This is a genomic window from Hydrosulfovibrio ferrireducens (assembly GCF_046883345.1).
GTDB lineage: Bacteria > Desulfobacterota > Desulfobulbia > Desulfobulbales > Desulfurivibrionaceae > Thiovibrio > Thiovibrio ferrireducens.
In genome coordinates, this window is the sequence record NZ_JALKCW010000025.1 from 89740 (window position 1) to 104531 (window position 14792).

Annotated in this window: 15 protein-coding genes; 11 read left to right on the forward strand and 4 right to left on the reverse strand. The window is 57.7% G+C overall.

Annotation, left to right across the window (positions count from 1 at the left end; all coding sequences use genetic code 11):
* The first annotated feature begins 6 nt into the window (after positions 1 to 6).
* The 4 genes from edd to MWR57_RS12610 all read left to right on the forward strand — a co-directional run bounded on the left by edd (position 7) and on the right by MWR57_RS12610 (position 4021).
* Positions 7 to 1863 (forward strand): phosphogluconate dehydratase, encoded by a 1857-nt coding sequence (gene edd / locus MWR57_RS12595; protein WP_423125177.1) that lies wholly within the window; start codon positions 7 to 9, stop codon positions 1861 to 1863.
* A 93-nt stretch (positions 1864 to 1956) separates the two neighbouring features.
* The gene (locus tag MWR57_RS12600) at positions 1957 to 2760 is read left to right on the forward strand and encodes a hypothetical protein (protein WP_423125178.1); all 804 of its coding nucleotides are present in this window, start codon (positions 1957 to 1959) and stop codon (positions 2758 to 2760) included.
* A 47-nt stretch (positions 2761 to 2807) separates the two neighbouring features.
* On the forward strand, positions 2808 to 3458 hold the full coding sequence (locus MWR57_RS12605) for a bifunctional 4-hydroxy-2-oxoglutarate aldolase/2-dehydro-3-deoxy-phosphogluconate aldolase (protein ID WP_423125179.1): 651 nt from the start codon (positions 2808 to 2810) through the stop codon (positions 3456 to 3458).
* Between the two features lie 158 nt (positions 3459 to 3616).
* A complete protein-coding gene (locus tag MWR57_RS12610) occupies positions 3617 to 4021 on the forward strand; it encodes a hypothetical protein (RefSeq protein ID WP_423125180.1) in 405 nt (134 codons plus the stop codon).
* 154 nt (positions 4022 to 4175) lie between these two features.
* Here the strand turns inward: MWR57_RS12610 and MWR57_RS12615 are convergent, their stop codons facing one another.
* Positions 4176 to 5813, reverse strand: a complete 1638-nt coding sequence (locus tag MWR57_RS12615; RefSeq protein ID WP_423125181.1) for an ABC-F family ATP-binding cassette domain-containing protein — start codon at positions 5811 to 5813, stop codon at positions 4176 to 4178.
* A 122-nt stretch (positions 5814 to 5935) separates the two neighbouring features.
* Between MWR57_RS12615 and MWR57_RS12620 the strand changes: the two genes are divergently transcribed.
* The 6 genes from MWR57_RS12620 to MWR57_RS12645 all read left to right on the forward strand — a co-directional run bounded on the left by MWR57_RS12620 (position 5936) and on the right by MWR57_RS12645 (position 11188).
* On the forward strand, positions 5936 to 6256 hold the full coding sequence (locus MWR57_RS12620) for a hypothetical protein (RefSeq protein WP_423125182.1): 321 nt from the start codon (positions 5936 to 5938) through the stop codon (positions 6254 to 6256).
* Entirely contained in the window at positions 6253 to 7914 is a 1662-nt protein-coding gene (locus MWR57_RS12625) for a hypothetical protein (RefSeq protein ID WP_423125183.1), read from the forward strand. Before MWR57_RS12620 ends, MWR57_RS12625 begins: the two co-directional genes overlap by 4 nt.
* 145 nt (positions 7915 to 8059) lie before the next feature.
* On the forward strand, positions 8060 to 9004 hold the full coding sequence (locus MWR57_RS12630) for a glycosyltransferase family 2 protein (protein ID WP_423125184.1): 945 nt from the start codon (positions 8060 to 8062) through the stop codon (positions 9002 to 9004).
* Positions 9001 to 9693: a WbqC family protein gene (locus tag MWR57_RS12635; protein WP_423125185.1), complete on the forward strand. Its 693-nt coding sequence runs from the start codon at positions 9001 to 9003 to the stop codon at positions 9691 to 9693. The genes MWR57_RS12630 and MWR57_RS12635 overlap by 4 nt, the downstream gene beginning before the upstream one ends.
* Positions 9690 to 10826, forward strand: a complete 1137-nt coding sequence (gene rffA / locus MWR57_RS12640) for a dTDP-4-amino-4,6-dideoxygalactose transaminase (RefSeq protein WP_423125186.1) — start codon at positions 9690 to 9692, stop codon at positions 10824 to 10826. Before MWR57_RS12635 ends, rffA begins: the two co-directional genes overlap by 4 nt.
* Positions 10826 to 11188 (forward strand): EamA family transporter, encoded by a 363-nt coding sequence (locus MWR57_RS12645; protein ID WP_423125187.1) that lies wholly within the window; start codon positions 10826 to 10828, stop codon positions 11186 to 11188. The genes rffA and MWR57_RS12645 overlap by 1 nt, the downstream gene beginning before the upstream one ends.
* 15 nt (positions 11189 to 11203) lie before the next feature.
* Here the strand turns inward: MWR57_RS12645 and MWR57_RS12650 are convergent, their stop codons facing one another.
* From MWR57_RS12650 to MWR57_RS12660, 3 genes are all read right to left on the reverse strand, one after another.
* Positions 11204 to 12301 carry a L,D-transpeptidase family protein gene (locus MWR57_RS12650; RefSeq protein WP_423125188.1) on the reverse strand — a complete coding sequence of 366 codons (1098 nt, stop codon included), beginning with the start codon at positions 12299 to 12301 and terminating at the stop codon, positions 11204 to 11206.
* A 98-nt stretch (positions 12302 to 12399) separates the two neighbouring features.
* A complete protein-coding gene (locus tag MWR57_RS12655) occupies positions 12400 to 12954 on the reverse strand; it encodes a YcbK family protein (RefSeq protein ID WP_423125189.1) in 555 nt (184 codons plus the stop codon).
* A gap of 236 nt (positions 12955 to 13190) precedes the next feature.
* On the reverse strand, positions 13191 to 13412 hold the full coding sequence (locus MWR57_RS12660) for a two-CW domain-containing protein (RefSeq protein WP_423125190.1): 222 nt from the start codon (positions 13410 to 13412) through the stop codon (positions 13191 to 13193).
* A gap of 358 nt (positions 13413 to 13770) precedes the next feature.
* Here MWR57_RS12660 and MWR57_RS12665 point away from each other — a divergent pair, with 358 nt between their 5' ends.
* Positions 13771 to 14760, forward strand: a complete 990-nt coding sequence (locus MWR57_RS12665) for a site-specific integrase (protein ID WP_423125191.1) — start codon at positions 13771 to 13773, stop codon at positions 14758 to 14760.
* The last annotated feature ends 32 nt before the right edge of the window (positions 14761 to 14792 follow it).

The following is a 14792-nucleotide window of genomic DNA, read 5'->3' on the forward strand; positions in this document are numbered from 1 at the left end:
ACAGCCATGAACAGCGTTGTTGAAAAAGTCACCCAACGGATTATCGAGCGCAGCCGGACCAATCGTGAGGGATATCTGCGCCATATCGAGGCAGCCAGGGTGGCCGGGCCGTTTCGCCACCGGCTGCCGAGCAGCAATCTGGCCCATGGCCTGGCGGTCTGCCAGGGCGGGGAATGCCAGGCCATGCGCGGTGGGCAGGGCCCCAATATCGGGATCATCACCTCGTACAACGACATGCTCTCGGCCCACCACACCTATGAGCACTACCCGGCCATGATCAAGAAGGCGGTGGCTGCGGCGGGCGGCACGGCCCAGGTGGCCGCAGGCGTCCCCGCCATGTGCGACGGGGTCACGCAGGGCGAGCCGGGCATGGATCTCAGCCTGATCAGCCGGGACGTCATCGCCATGTCCACGGTGATCGGTTTGTCCCACAACGTCTTTGACGGCGCCCTGCTCCTGGGGATCTGCGACAAGATCATGCCCGGCCTGCTGATGGGGGGGTTGCAGTTCGGCCACCTGCCCATGATCCTGGTGCCGGGCGGGCCCATGCGCACCGGGCTGCCCAATCGGGAGAAGGCTTTAGCCCGGGAGCAGTTCGCCCAGGGCAAGATCAGCAAGGAGGAGATGCTGGCGGTGGAATGCGCCTCCTACCACGGGGCAGGAACCTGCACCTTTTACGGCACGGCCAACAGCAACCAGTTGATCGCCGAGATCATGGGGTTGCACCTGCCCGGCGCCTCCTTTGTCAACCCGGACGATCCCCTGCGCGAAGCGCTGACCAATGCGGCTTCGGCCAGGGTGTGCGAGCTGACCCATTTGGGCGAAAACTATACCCCCCTTGGAAAGGTGGTCAGCGAACGGTCCGTGGTCAACGGCATCGTCGGGCTGGTGGCCACCGGCGGCTCCACCAACCAGACCATGCATCTGGTGGCCATTGCCAGGGCCGCAGGCATCCGGATCAACTGGGACGATTTCTCCGAGATCTCCGATGCGGTGCCCCTGCTGGTGCGGATCTACCCCAACGGCCCCGGCGACATCAACAGCTTCCAGGCTGCGGGCGGCATGGCGGTGCTGATCCGCGAGCTGCTGGAGGGCGGCTTCCTGCACAACGAGGTAATGACCGTGGCCGGGGAGGGGCTTGAACGCTACACCCAGAGCCCCACTTTGGAGGAGGGCAAGATCCGCTGGTCCGAGGAGCCCAAGGAATCGCGGGAGAAAGAGGTCATCGCCCCGCTGGCCCAGCCCTTTTCTCCCTCCGGCGGGCTCAAGGCATTGTCCGGCAATCTCGGCCGCGCGGTGATTAAGGTTTCGGCCCTGGCGGACGGGGCAGCCACCACAATCGAGGCCCCGGCCATGGTCTTCCACACCCAGGCCGCATTGGAAGAGGCCTTCCGGGCAGGCACGCTGGACCGCGATGTTGTGGCGGTCATCCGCTTTCAAGGCCCCCAGGCCACGGGCATGCCCGAGCTGCACAAGCTGATCACTCCGCTCTCCGTGGTCATGGGCCGAGGCTATCGGGTGGCCATGGTCACCGACGGCAGGCTCTCCGGCGCATCCGGCAAGGTGCCGGCCGCCATCCACGTGACCCCGGAGGCGTTGTGCGGCGGCTTGCTGGCCAAGGTGCGGGATGGGGATCTGATCCGGCTCGATGTGGGCGCCGGGGTTCTGGAGTTGCTGGTGGATGCAGCGGAGCTTGCCAAGCGGGAGTATGTTGAGGCCGAGCTTGGCGAACAGCGGTGCGGGGTGGGCAGGCAGATATTTGCCGCCTTGCGCAGCGATATGCTGGGTGCCGAGGAAGGGGCGAGTTCGTTGTTCACCTATGTGAAGGAGAAGTGTAAGGTGAATTTTGAGGTGGAAGCGTAGGGGTGGTGAATGTCCCGATTTTATTATTTGATTTGGCGGCAATTATCAACTTGTCAAGATAACTTAACCTGACAATCAGTGGTCATAGTATCCATGAATATTATCATCTATATAGTCGCCACGGCCATAGGGGTATATTTTTCCTATATGGGGCTGGGTCTTGCAACGCTCCACAATCGTCAATTTTACTCCCTTCTTCAGGGGATGTTGCTAGTCGCATATATTGGATCGTTTTTGTTCGCAAGGAAGAAAGCAATTCAAGGAAAGGTCATCCTCGCTGCACTGGCATTAGTCTCGCCAATGGTCCAAGTGTTATTAGTCGGGCAAGTTTTCATGCTAGGGAAACACCTTGTTTTCCTTCTTTCGCCGACTTCCCCAGCATTCACGCAAGAATGTCAAACCGCCGGGGTGCAGTACTATAAATTGCCAGCGTCTCCGGTACGTTCCATAGCGTATGACTGGCAAACAAAAGAAGACCCTTCTTATCTCAACGTCTTTACGGTCAATTTCGGCAATAGACTTAATTCGAGAGCGCACTATGCTTTTGCATATCCCGCCACAATAGAGTTTACCGAGCGTAGCAGCGCCGCAAGATCTGAAGGGTTACGGCGATCATGCTTTCATATTCCTCGACAAGGAGGTGGTTACGAACTTCCCGCTTTGACAGCGGATGTTGTGGTTGAATATCGAATAAGGCATGAGGAAGAGTTTGAAAAAGCTACACCGGAACAGGGTATGGTTACGCATGAACTGACTGTTACCGACAGACGAGATGGTCAGAAACTTGCGTTTTTGCGATACGTTATTGACGAGAAAAATGGACGTGCGTGCGGTTTGACGGGGGATAATGTGATGGATCAGCGCGCATTTGTGCTTAAAGCTGTCGGCATGCAATAGTGTGTGGTAATTGAACAAGCTGTAGATATGTCGCGAGGGAATCAAGGATGGCGCTGATAAGAAAATGGAAGATGGCCCCTGCCGAGGTTTTTGCCCAGGGGTCGGTGGTGCCGGTCATGGTGATCAAGGACCTTGCCCATGCGGTACCCTTGGCCCGCGCCCTGGTGGCGGGCGGGATCAGGGTGCTGGAGATTACCCTGCGGACCCCTGTTGCTGTTGAGGCTATCCGGGAGATTGCCCGTGCGGTGCCGGAGGCTGTGGTGGGGGCTGGGACCGTGACCTCTGTCGATGATTTGGCGGCGGTGAGCGAGGCCGGGGCGGTTTTTGCCATCAGCCCTGGGCTTACCCCGGAGCTGCTGGATGCGGCCAATCAGGGGGATATTGGACTGATCCCCGGCATTGCCACGGTTTCCGAACTGATGGCCGGGTTGCAGCGGGGCTATGATCATTTCAAGTTCTTTCCCGCCGAAGCGGCGGGGGGCATCCCCATGCTCAAGGCCATTGGAGGGCCGTTTCCCAAGGTGGTTTTTTGCCCCACCGGCGGGATCAGTGTGGAGAATTATCGCGACTATCTGGCCTTGGGCAATGTGGCGTGCGTGGGCGGGTCCTGGGTGGCGCCGCCCGAGGCGGTGGCTCGGGGGGATTGGGGGCTTATCAGCCAATTGGCTAGGGATGCAGTCCTGGGCGTTGGGAAATAGTTTTTTCTTTTATCCGCACAGCCCCGGCCATGGAGCGCGCGGTGTGCGGAAAGCGGATTGCCCAGAGTAAAAAAAAGGAATTCGGGCGAAAGTTCGGATTTTTTGGGCAACCAGGAAAGCGATTTCCTGTCACCTCACTTCCAAGGGGGGGAAAGCATATGAGTTTCCGGCGTATTGTCGCTCTTGCCTTTCCCCTGCTGCTGATCGCCGCCACTATTTCTGCGGCGGAGACGCGGGTGGCACCCTCCCTGAAGGGCGCTCCCGTAAAGCTTGATCCGGTTTCGGCAGACTGTCTCACCTGTCATGAGAACGCCAATGGCTCGCATGCGAGTTTCTGCCTTCTGGCCGAGTGCGGCGGCCATATCGTCAGTGTCTCCTATGCCGACTTGGCCGCCCGCAACAAGGAATTGCTTCCGGCGAGCAGCCTGCCGCCCGAACTGGTGCTCTACGAGGGGAAAATCATTACATGCGCCACCTGTCACGGCTTTGAACCGCACAGCGGCATGGCGCTCGCCATGGACAACCGTGGCAGCTTCCTCTGCCGCAGTTGCCATCGGAAATGAAGCCGGGAGGAAAAAGCGGCGATCGGGCAGTTTGCGCCGCGAGTTGTTTTTCGTAACATCTCCGCCATGGGCTGCCGGGGATTTGCACCCTCGGCTTTCGGTCCAGCAGTGCCTCTTTTCGGCAGCCTTTCCGAAACCCGGCGGGATTGCGCGACTACAGGCTCAACGCAGCCTCGCCATTGCTCAGCGATTCCCGCAGCTCCATCACCTCCGCGCTTTCCAGATAATCGTCAAAATCCATCCGCTTGTCGATGATCCCGTTGGGCAGGATCTCGATGATCCGGTTGGCGGTGGAAGCCACCATCTGGTGATCGTGGGAGGCGAAGAGGATCACCTCCGGGAAGGCGATGAGCCCGTTGTTTAAGGCGGTGATCGATTCCAGGTCCAGATGGTTGGTGGGCTCGTCCAGGATCAGGGCGTTGGCCCCGGTGAGCATCATCCGGGAGAGCATGCAGCGCACCCGTTCGCCGCCCGAGAGCACGCTGGTTTTTTTCAGGGCCTCTTCCCCGGAGAAGAGCATCTTGCCTAAAAATCCACGGGCAAAGCTCTCCCCCTCGTTGGGCGGGGTGTACTGGCTCAGCCAATCCACCAGGGTCATATCCTTGTCGAAATAACTGCTGTTTTCTTTGGGGAAATAGGCGGTGGTCATGGTGATCCCCCAGCGGAAGCTGCCGCGATCCGGGGGCATCGCCTCGGTGAGAATCTCAAAAAGGGTGGTCTTGGCCACGGAGTTGAGGCCGATGAAGGCGATCTTGTCGCCCTTGTGGACCGTGAGGGAGAAGTCGTTTAAGACCGTGACCCCGTCGATCTCCTTGCCCAGGTCCGTGACCTCCAGGATGATGTCGCCGCAGGGCCGCTCGGGCTTGAAGACCACGAAGGGGTATTTGCGCGACGAGGCGGGCATGTCTTCGATGGTGAGCTTATCCAGCAGCTTCTTGCGCGAGGTGGCCTGCTTGGCCTTGGAGGCGTTGGAGGAAAAGCGCTGGATAAAATCGGTGAGTTCCTTGGCCTTGGCCGCGGTCTTCTTGTTTTCGTCCTGCTTCTGTTTGAAAAAGAGCTGGCTGGCCTGGTACCAGAAATCGTAGTTTCCCACATAGACCCGGATCTCGCCAAAGTCGATGTCCGCGATATGGGTGCAGGCCTGGTTTAAGAAATGGCGGTCATGGGAGACGATGATCACCGTGTTCTGGAAGCGGAAGAGAAAATCCTCCAGCCAGGTGATGGACTTGAGGTCCAGATGGTTGGTGGGTTCGTCCAGCAGCAGCACGTCCGGGTTGCCGAACAGGGCCTGGGCCAGGAGCACCCGCACCTTGTCGCCGCCTTCCAGCTCCTTCATCTTTTTGTCGCGGAACTCCTCGGGGATGCCCAACCCCTTGAGCAGCACGGCGGCCTCGGATTCCACCTCGTAGCCGTTCATTTCGGCGAACTCCGCCTCGATGTCCCCGGCTCGGATGCCGTCCGCCTCGGTGAGCTCCGCTTTGGCGTAGAGGGCGTCGCGTTCGTGCATCAGTTCGTAGAGCCGACGATGCCCCATGACCACGGTGTCGAACACGCTTTCCTCGTCAAAGGCGAAATGGTCCTGGCGGAGCATGGCGATCCGCTCCTTGGGGCCGACCACGATCTCGCCCTTGTCCGCCTCTTTTTCTCCGGCCAGGATTTTGAGGAAGGTGGATTTGCCGGAGCCGTTGGCGCCGATGAGCCCGTAGCAGTTGCCCGGGGTGAACTTGATGTTGACGTCCTTGAAGATAATCCTCTTTCCGTAGGAGAGGGCGATATTGACTGCGCTGATCATGGTGGTTCCTTGGGTGCGATGAATAAGGCATGGGTGGTTCCGGCCCCCTCGGCGGAAATGAAGGGCGCCGGCTGGCGTAAACCGCGTATTATACTGTAGATGGCGCACAATGACAATGGCAGTTGCGCGAGAACGATACGAATATGGGTGTTTTTGTGGGGGAAACAGCCATTGCGCCGCAACCGCTGGCGTTTGCCCGAGGCCTGGTTCGTCCCAGCGAATTCTTGGTGCGGCAGGCCTTTGGCTGCCTGCTGATTCCCCTTGACAGTGTCGGAGAATTTTTTGTATTATTTCGCGACGATCCAGCCTGGGGCAGGTATTTTTTCAAGGGGCGCGACGCCGCTGCCAAAGCAGGTGACGGTCGGTGTCTGTTCCCCCGGAATCTTCCACTGGGCGTGACCCTGTTTTCCTCCTGCCGACTACGGACCCAAAGAGCGCAGTGACTATCGTGCCAACCTCCCCCATGCAGAAATGGCTTTTTCGCGGCGCGGCACTTCTGCTCGCCGTCACCCTTGCCGCCCTTGGCGTGTATATCTTCTGCTCGTACCGGGCGTTTTTTAATTCCGACGCAGCCATTGCCAATATCCTGGCGGAAGAAATTGTCCGGGCCGGTGAGCTTTTTCCAAAAAACTGGTGGTATGTCAACGATGATCTCTGGGTGTTCTACAAGCATCTGCTGCTGATCCCGTGGGTCATGGCCGGGGAAAACAGCTTTTTTGCCCATGGCGTTTCCGTTGCCATCGTGGTTCTGATTACCATGGCGGTGCTCGCCTTGCTCCTGAGGGATCTGGGGCTGTCGAAAACAGCGGCGCTGATGGGCTGCACCATTATCGGCCTGGGGTATTCGCCCCTGTATCTGCGGGAGGTTTACGGCGAGGCCGCCTACACCTGGTACTTTGCCTTCATCATTTCCTTTCTGCTCCTGTGGCTCCGCGCCGACCGGCCGGATTCCGGAAAGAATGCGAGGCTGGCCCTGTTCGGCCTTCTGCTCGTCCTTCTCTATCTCGTGGTGCTCGAAAATCCGGTGCGGTTTATGATCTACTACGTCGCGCCGTTTTGTGGCGCTTTCCTGCTGCTTGTGTATGCGGAGCGGGAGGCGCTGTTCCGGGGCGAATACGGTGATTGGCGGGCAGCGCTTTCTGCCAAGAGCCTTCCGGCGGGAGCCATTGCCGGGGTGTTCGTGCTGGGGGTTTTCTGCTATAAGGTGTTGCTTGCCGAGGTTCTTCATGCCGAAGGCGCCAATCATGCGATGCTGGTCCCGCTCCAGGAGCTGCCTTTCCATGCCGCCTATTCGGTGCTGGGGCTGTTGCACTTCATCGGCGCGGAGTGGCAGGACAAGGTGGAGCTGGCCTCCGTGGAAGGGGTGGTTTCCCTGTTGCGGTTGGGGTTCTATCCCCTGGCCCTGGTGCTGCCCGCCTACTATGCCAAGAGGAATTTTTCCCGCCTGGAGCAGGGGCAAAGATTTTTCGTGGCTCTTTCCTACCTCGGCTTTGCCCTGATCTTCTTTTTATACTCGGTGAGCACCCTGCACGAAAATGCGTACGCCGCCCGCAACAACATCAGGTATATCATTCCTTATTTGATGATGGTTCTGGTCTGTCCGGTGGTGGTGTGGCGGTTTTTCCCCCAGATTGCCAAGGCGGCGCTGGTCGTGGCCTTGTTGCTCGCAATTGCTTCCACCTGGAACAACATCTCCCCAGAGGGCTGGCGGGAGATGGCCCAATCCCGCGCCGATCTGATCACGGTTCTCAAAAAACGCGGGCTGGTCTCGGGGTATGCCCCGTACTGGGATTCGCATGTTTACACCGTGCTGAGCAAGGGCGAGGTGAGCATCCGCCCCCTTGATATCGACACGCGCGGAGTCGGCCTGTGTCTGTGGCTCTCCAGCGACCGTTGGTACGAAAAGGGCTATGCCGACGGCAAGGTTTTCTTTCTGGTGCCCAGTGAAAAGCTCGAAAACTGGGAGGATGGGTGTGAAACCCTTTCCCTGCCCCAGCCCGCCGAATCCTTTTCCCAGGGCAACTACACGGTGTTTGTTTTTGCCGAGAATCCCCTTCCCGGCATCGCCGAGAAAGGGCGCGCCTGCAGAGAGGGCGAATGACCGTGGTTTTTAGCAGGGTGTTGAAAAACTCGTTTTTCGACCCCCTGTGTGCGATCCACTGATGGATCGTGGTTGAAGAAAGCCAGGACGGCTTTTTTCAACATCCTGTTAGAGCGGCACGAGTCAACGAAAAAGAGGAACTCCCATGGACAGGCCGGTAAAGATCAGTGTGGTATCCCCGGTGTATGGCTGCCGGGAGTGTTTGGGCGCGCTCTGCGAAAGGGTTGCCGCAACCCTTGCCCCCATTGCCGACGATTTTGAGATCATTCTGGTTAACGATGCCTGCCCGCAGGGTTCGTGGGAGCATATCCAGGCGCTTGCCCGCCAGGACCCCAGAATCAAGGGGATCAATTTTTCCCGCAATTTTGGCCAGCATTACGCCATCACCGCCGGGCTCGACCATGCCCAGGGCGATTGGGTGGTGGTGATGGATTGCGACCTGCAGGACAAGCCCGAGGAGATCGGTAAGCTCTACGCCAAGGCACGGGAGGGATACGACATCGTTTTCGGGCAGAGGGTGGAGCGGCAGGACAGCTTTTTCAAGAGGCTCTCCTCCCGGCTGTTTTACTGGGTGCTGGAGTATTTCACCGACACGGAGCATGACAAAACCATTGCCAATTTCGGCATCTTTTCGCGCCAGGTGATTGAAACCGTCAACCGCTTTCGGGAGCAGAACCGTTCTTTTCCGCTGTTTGTCAAGATCGCCGGTTTCAAGAGGACTCAGATCCCGGTGGAGCACGATGACCGGTTGTACGGCAAATCCTCCTACAACTTCAGCAAGCTGGTCAATCTGGCCATCGATTCCATCGTGGCCCACTCCAACAAACCGCTGCGGCTCTTCATCCAGTTCGGCTTTTTCATTGCCCTGGGCAGCATGCTCTACGCCGTGTGGCTGGTGTTGAGCTATTTCCTCTACGGCGACATCGCCGAGGGTTGGACCAGCCTGATGGTTTCGATGTTTTTCATGTTCGGCCTTCTTTTCGGCATTTTGGGGATTCTGGGCTTGTACATCGGTAAGATCTTCGACGAGGTCAAAGGGCGGCCGCTGTATATCATTCAGGAAGTTGTCAATATCGAGCCCAGGTCATGAAGAAGGTCGCCATTCTCCAGTCCAATTATATCCCCTGGAAGGGATATTTCGACATCATCGGCAGCGTCGACGAGTTTGTGCTCTACGACGACATGCAGTACACCAAGAACGACTGGCGCAACCGCAACAAGATCAAGACCCAAAAAGGCCTGGAGTGGATCACTATTCCGGTGCGGGTGGAATCGTTGTCCCAGACGATCCTGGAGACCAGGATCGCCAATCCGGCCTGGCACAAGCAGCACTGGAAGATGCTGGCCCAGAACTACGCCAAGGCCGGCCATTTCAAGGAGTACAAGGATGTTTTCGAGGAGCTGTATCTGGGCGCAACCGAAACCTCTCTCAGCGCGATAAACCGCAAATTCATCCAGGCCATCAACGGGCTGCTGGGGATCACCACCACCATCCGCTGCTCCAGCGAATTCCCCCTGGCGCCGGGCAAAAGCGAGCGCCTCCTGGAATTATGCAAGACCCTGGGCGCGACCACCTATCTGAGCGGCCCGGCAGCCAAGGACTATCTCGACGCCGCGATTTTCGCGGAGGCGGGGATCGGGGTCGAATGGATGGACTACAGCGGCTATCCCGAATACACCCAGCTCTTCCCGCCCTTTGAGCACGGGGTGTCCATTGTGGATCTGCTGTTCAACGAGGGCGCCAATGCCCCGAAATTCATGAAAGGCGTGCAACGATGATCCCCTTCAACAAGCCTCCGCATACCGGCAACGAAGAGCAGTACGTCCTCGAGGCGATGAAGAGCCCGCAGATTTCCGGTGATGGCCCGTTCGGCAAGCGGTGCCAGCGCTGGTTCGAAGAGCAGCTCGGCTGCCGGAAAACCCTGCTCACCCCCTCCTGCACCCATGCCCTGGAGATGGCCGCTATCCTCATCGGCATCGAGCCCGGGGATGAGGTGATCATGCCCAGCTATACCTTTGTCAGCACCGCCAATGCCTTTGCCTTGCGCGGGGCGCGCATCGTCTTCGTGGACATCCGCCCGGACACCATGAACATCGATGAAACCCGGATCGAGGCGGCGATCACCCCGCAAACCAAGGCTATTGTGCCGGTGCATTATGCCGGGGTGGGCTGCGAGATGGACACCATCATGACCCTGGCCGAGAAGTATGGCCTTTTTGTCATCGAGGATGCGGCCCAGGGCATGATGAGCCGCTACAAGGGCAGGCCGCTTGGCACCATCGGCCATCTCGGCGCCTACAGCTTCCATGAGACCAAGAATTACACCAGCGGCGGCGAGGGCGGCTTGCTGATCATCAACGACGGGCGCTTTACCGAGCGGGCCGAGATCATCCGCGAGAAAGGCACCAACCGCAGCCAGTTTTTCCGCGGCATGGTGGACAAGTACAGTTGGGTGGACATCGGCAGCAGCTACCTGCCTTGCGAGCTCCAGGCCGCCTACCTCTGGGGGCAGCTGGAGATGGCGGAAGCCATCAATGGTGATCGGCTCAAAAGCTGGCTGGCCTACCGCGACAAGCTGGGCCCCCTGGCTGCTGCCGGAGTCATCGAACTCCCGGTGATTACGGAAACCTGCCAGCATAACGCCCACATGTTTTATCTCAAGGTCAAGGATCTGGAGGAGCGCACCGCGCTGCTTGATCTTTTCAAGCAGTATGTGATCTGGGCGGTGTTCCACTATGTGCCGCTGCACAGCGCCCCGGCCGGGTTGAAATACGGGCGTTTTTCCGGCAGGGATATCCATACCACCAGCCAGAGCGAACGGCTGATCCGTTTGCCGCTGTATTATGGCATTACCACGGCAGAGATTGACACGGTCTGCGAGAAAATCACGGAATGGAGCGGGAAAAACTGATGGCACATCTGTACATCTTCGGCACCATACTCTTTACGGTTTACGGCCAGTTGATCATCAAGTGGCGGGTGCCGTTTCACGGGAGCCTGCCCGGCGAGATGCTCCCCAAACTTATTTTTCTGCTCAAGCTGTTTTTCGACCCCTTCATCATGAGCGGATTTGTCGCGGCCTTTCTGGCCTCGCTCTGCTGGATGGCCGCCATGACCGCCTTTGATCTCAGCTATGCCTATCCCTTCATGGGCCTCAACTTTGTCCTGGTGTTTCTGGCCTCGGCGATCCTGCTCAACGAACAGGTCACCCTGTACAAGGTGGCTGGCCTGACCCTCATTGTGCTGGGAATCGTCATCTCAAGCAGGGGCTGATTTCCTCCCCCACCCTTAGCGTTGCGGAGCCGGATCGCGGTTGTAGATATCCCGCCGAAACTGGACCGTGCCGTCACGATCAACCCAGGCGGTCATGTAGGCCATATATACGGCGATGGGCGAGGGGATGGGTATGCTCTGCGTCTTGTCGCTGGCGATCGCCGCGGTCAGGGCTTCCATGGAACCCAGGGGGGTGCCCTGGAGGAGATAGACCGCCAGATCCAGGGGCCTTGCCAAACGGATGCAGCCGGAGCTGAAGGTGCGGTCGTCCTTCTGGAACAGATCCCGGGAAGGGGTGTCGTGCAGGTAGACATCGTAGGGATTGGGAAAGAGGAACTTCACCCGGCCAAGGGCATTGGCCGGTCCGGGTTCCTGGCGCAGCCGGTAGGGAAAGCGCGAAGGGGAAAGGCTGGTCCAGTCGACCCCGGCCGAGTCGATCTCCGTGCTGGGGTTCCAGCCGAGAAATACCCGGATATCGGACTTGCGGAGATACCCTGGATTTTTTTTGATCTTCGGGAGAAGATCCTTGGTGGCGATGGAGTGCGGCACCTCCCAGGTCGGATTGAGCACCAGGGAAGAGATGCGCCCGTTGAACACCGGGGTTTGCCGGTAGGTCTTGCCGACAATCACGGGCATGGAGAGCCGGAGTTCGCCATCCTCGTACAGCTTGAGGGTGAAATCGGCGATATTGACCAGGATATGGCGCGGCTCCAGAAGGGACGGCAGCGGCTGGCAGCGTTCGAGGCTTGCGGCGAGTTGCCGGATGCGTTCGCTGACCGGGACATTGAGTTCGGTCAGGGTTTTGGTTCCGACAACGCCATCGGCAATGAGGCCATGGCGGGACTGAAACCTCTGCACCGCCTCCCGGAGAGTTTTGTCGAAAAGGAAAAAATATTCCTCTTCCCTAGGCGAAGCCAGGTCTCCGCTCGCAACAAGGCGTTGCCGCAGGAGGGGGGTGCGGACATCCATGTCGCCTTCGTGCAGGGTGGGGCCGCCAGGAACCTGCGGCCAGCCGCCTTGCGCGGCAAGCTGGTGATACTGGGCCAGGGCCTTTTCCAGCCCGGGCAACAAGCAAAGCTCTCCCCTTGCCGAGGGCGCTTCGGGCTCTGCCATTGCCGAAACCGGAAACAGGGCAATGATAAGGGCGCAGCAGAAAAAGCGGAAGAGGTGCGGGGCCGGAGACATGGGAGCAGATGGGTTTTTCGCCCTGACTACCAAGTGCGGAAGGTTCCTGAATCGATATGGACGAAGTCTCCGCTGGGGTAATAGCCCACCCCGCCGATGCGAAGCGAGAGGGCGGTGCGTTGGAGTTCGGCCAGGCGGGTGCCGGGGATGCGGATGTCCAGGGCGCGGCCTTCGAGATGCAGGCTGTGTTTCGCCACCTTGTGGCCCCGGCTGATGAGGATGTTGTTGTATTTCGGCGAACGGTAGCCCGAGACGATGTGGATCTCGTTGTTGCGCCCCAATCGGGTGTTCACCAGGTCGAGAAAATCCAGGGTTTGGATGTCAATGGGATGCTGCTCGTTTGTATGGTGGCAGCGCAACAGCCGGTTCAGTTCCTGGATGGCTTGCGGATTGTACTGGCCGTCCGGGTCGCGATAGGTGGTGTTGAGTTTTTCGCCGGTATGGATGTTGTAGAGGTTCAACCGGCCCGAGGGCTGATTTGCGGGAGAAAAATTGGCCCATGTCGTTTCAGGATGGAGAAAAGCAAGGGTGGTCAGCAGCGAGGCCTTGAGGAATGAGCGTCTGCTGGAGGGAAAGCGCATGGAAAGAGTCTCCTGGTGTATCGGGGCAGATGGGGCGGTGTGCGCGGCTGCAGGGAAGTACGGTTATGGTGTAATTTCGTCAATGGTTGCTAGTTTAACCGCATTTGCTTGGATTTGCACATTTTTTTTAACATGGATGGTCTGGGGGGATCGAAAACAAAAAAAATATGGGGTACGCCACCCCTGCTGAAACCATGGTGTTTCCGCGTTCTCCGGCCCGAATTATGGTTTTCTCGCTAAAACGGCTCGAAATCGATTTTGCCGTCAAACTCCTCGGCGTAGTGTTCGCTGTGGAAGAAGGAGCAGCGCAGACACCGTTCACTTTTTTGGGCAAAGGTAAACAGGGGCTGGCCGGAGCCGATGGTGCCGGCCAGCAAGGCGCAGTTTTTTCCCGAAACCGGGAAGGCCGGGCAATTTTTTTTCTTTTCTCCGCAGTTGTGAAAATCCCAGCACTGCATGGCGCTCCTCCCCGGGAACGGGATCGATTCGTGGTCAAGCCGTTCATCGTATTCCCCGGCTGAACGGAAATGGGGGAAAGGCGGCTTGGGCAACACCATAACAAAAGGCTGGAAGCCGAGTCAATACGTTAAAAATACGGATAGCCGCGGCGGCCTGGAATGAAAAAAGGGCTTAGAGGATATCCTCTAAGCCCTTGCTGTTTCTGGTGCGCCCGGCACGATTCGAACGTGCGACCTGCGGATTCGTAGTCCGGTATTCTAAACAAATAACTTGCTGATTTTACACAATTTGATAAAGTATAAAACAATTATTGGACTAAATGTGGACACCCTGACAATTTGAAAGAGGTTTTCAAGGATGGCATCGATCGACAAGCGTGGTCCACTGCAATTTCGTGCAAGAATTACAAAAAAAGGCTTTCCTTCTCAAACCAAAACCCTTTCGAGTCGGGAAGCAGCCGAAAAGTGGGTACGGAAAACGTTGGCAGCAATGGAACAAGGAACTTTTATTTGCTCAAAAGAAGCTGAACAAACGATCCTCGAAGAGGCTCTTGAGCGATATGCCAGGGAGATTTCGCCAGAGAAAAAAGGTCATGCACAAGAGCTACAGCGCATCAAGATATGGAAGAACCATCCTCTCGCGCTAAGATCTCTCGCTTCTCTTCGGGGCTCCGATTTGGCAAAATATCGTGACGAAAGATTGTTCGCGGGGAAGGCTTCCAATACGATTCGGCTGGAGCTTGCCATCATCTCTCACCTGTTCACCATTGCCAGGAAAGAATGGGGTATGGAAAGCCTGGTTAATCCTGTTCAGCTAATCCGTATGCCGAAGCCATCGATAGAGCGAGATCGAAGGTTGCAGGGTGATGAGGCGGATCGGCTGCGAAACGCTGCGAGCAAGTCAAAGTCTTGTGAAATCGGACCGATGATCGACATAGCCTTAGAAACGGCCGCGCGACGGGGCGAGATCGCGGCTATGCGCTGGGAATATATCAACCTGGCCCGAAAAACTTGGCATATCCCGGAAACAAAAAATGGCACCCCGCGGACAGTACCACTTTCTATGAAGGCTATAGAGGTTTTGCAGCGACTTACTAGGATAATTGATGGCAACGTGTGGAGGTTTTGCCGAGAGCAAGGGATCACCCAGGCTTTCGAAAGAGTTTGCGTGCGAGCCCAGATTGAGAATCTTCATTTTCACGACCTGCGCCACGAAGCCACCAGTCGTTTTTTTGAAAAAGGGCTGAATATTATGGAAGTGTCGGCCATCACCGGCCATAAGGATCTAAAGATGCTGAAGCGGTATACTCACCTTCGAGCCGAGGATCTGGCTGTGAAACTTGGGTGATCAGCAGGCCTCGCACAAATTTTGATTCTCTA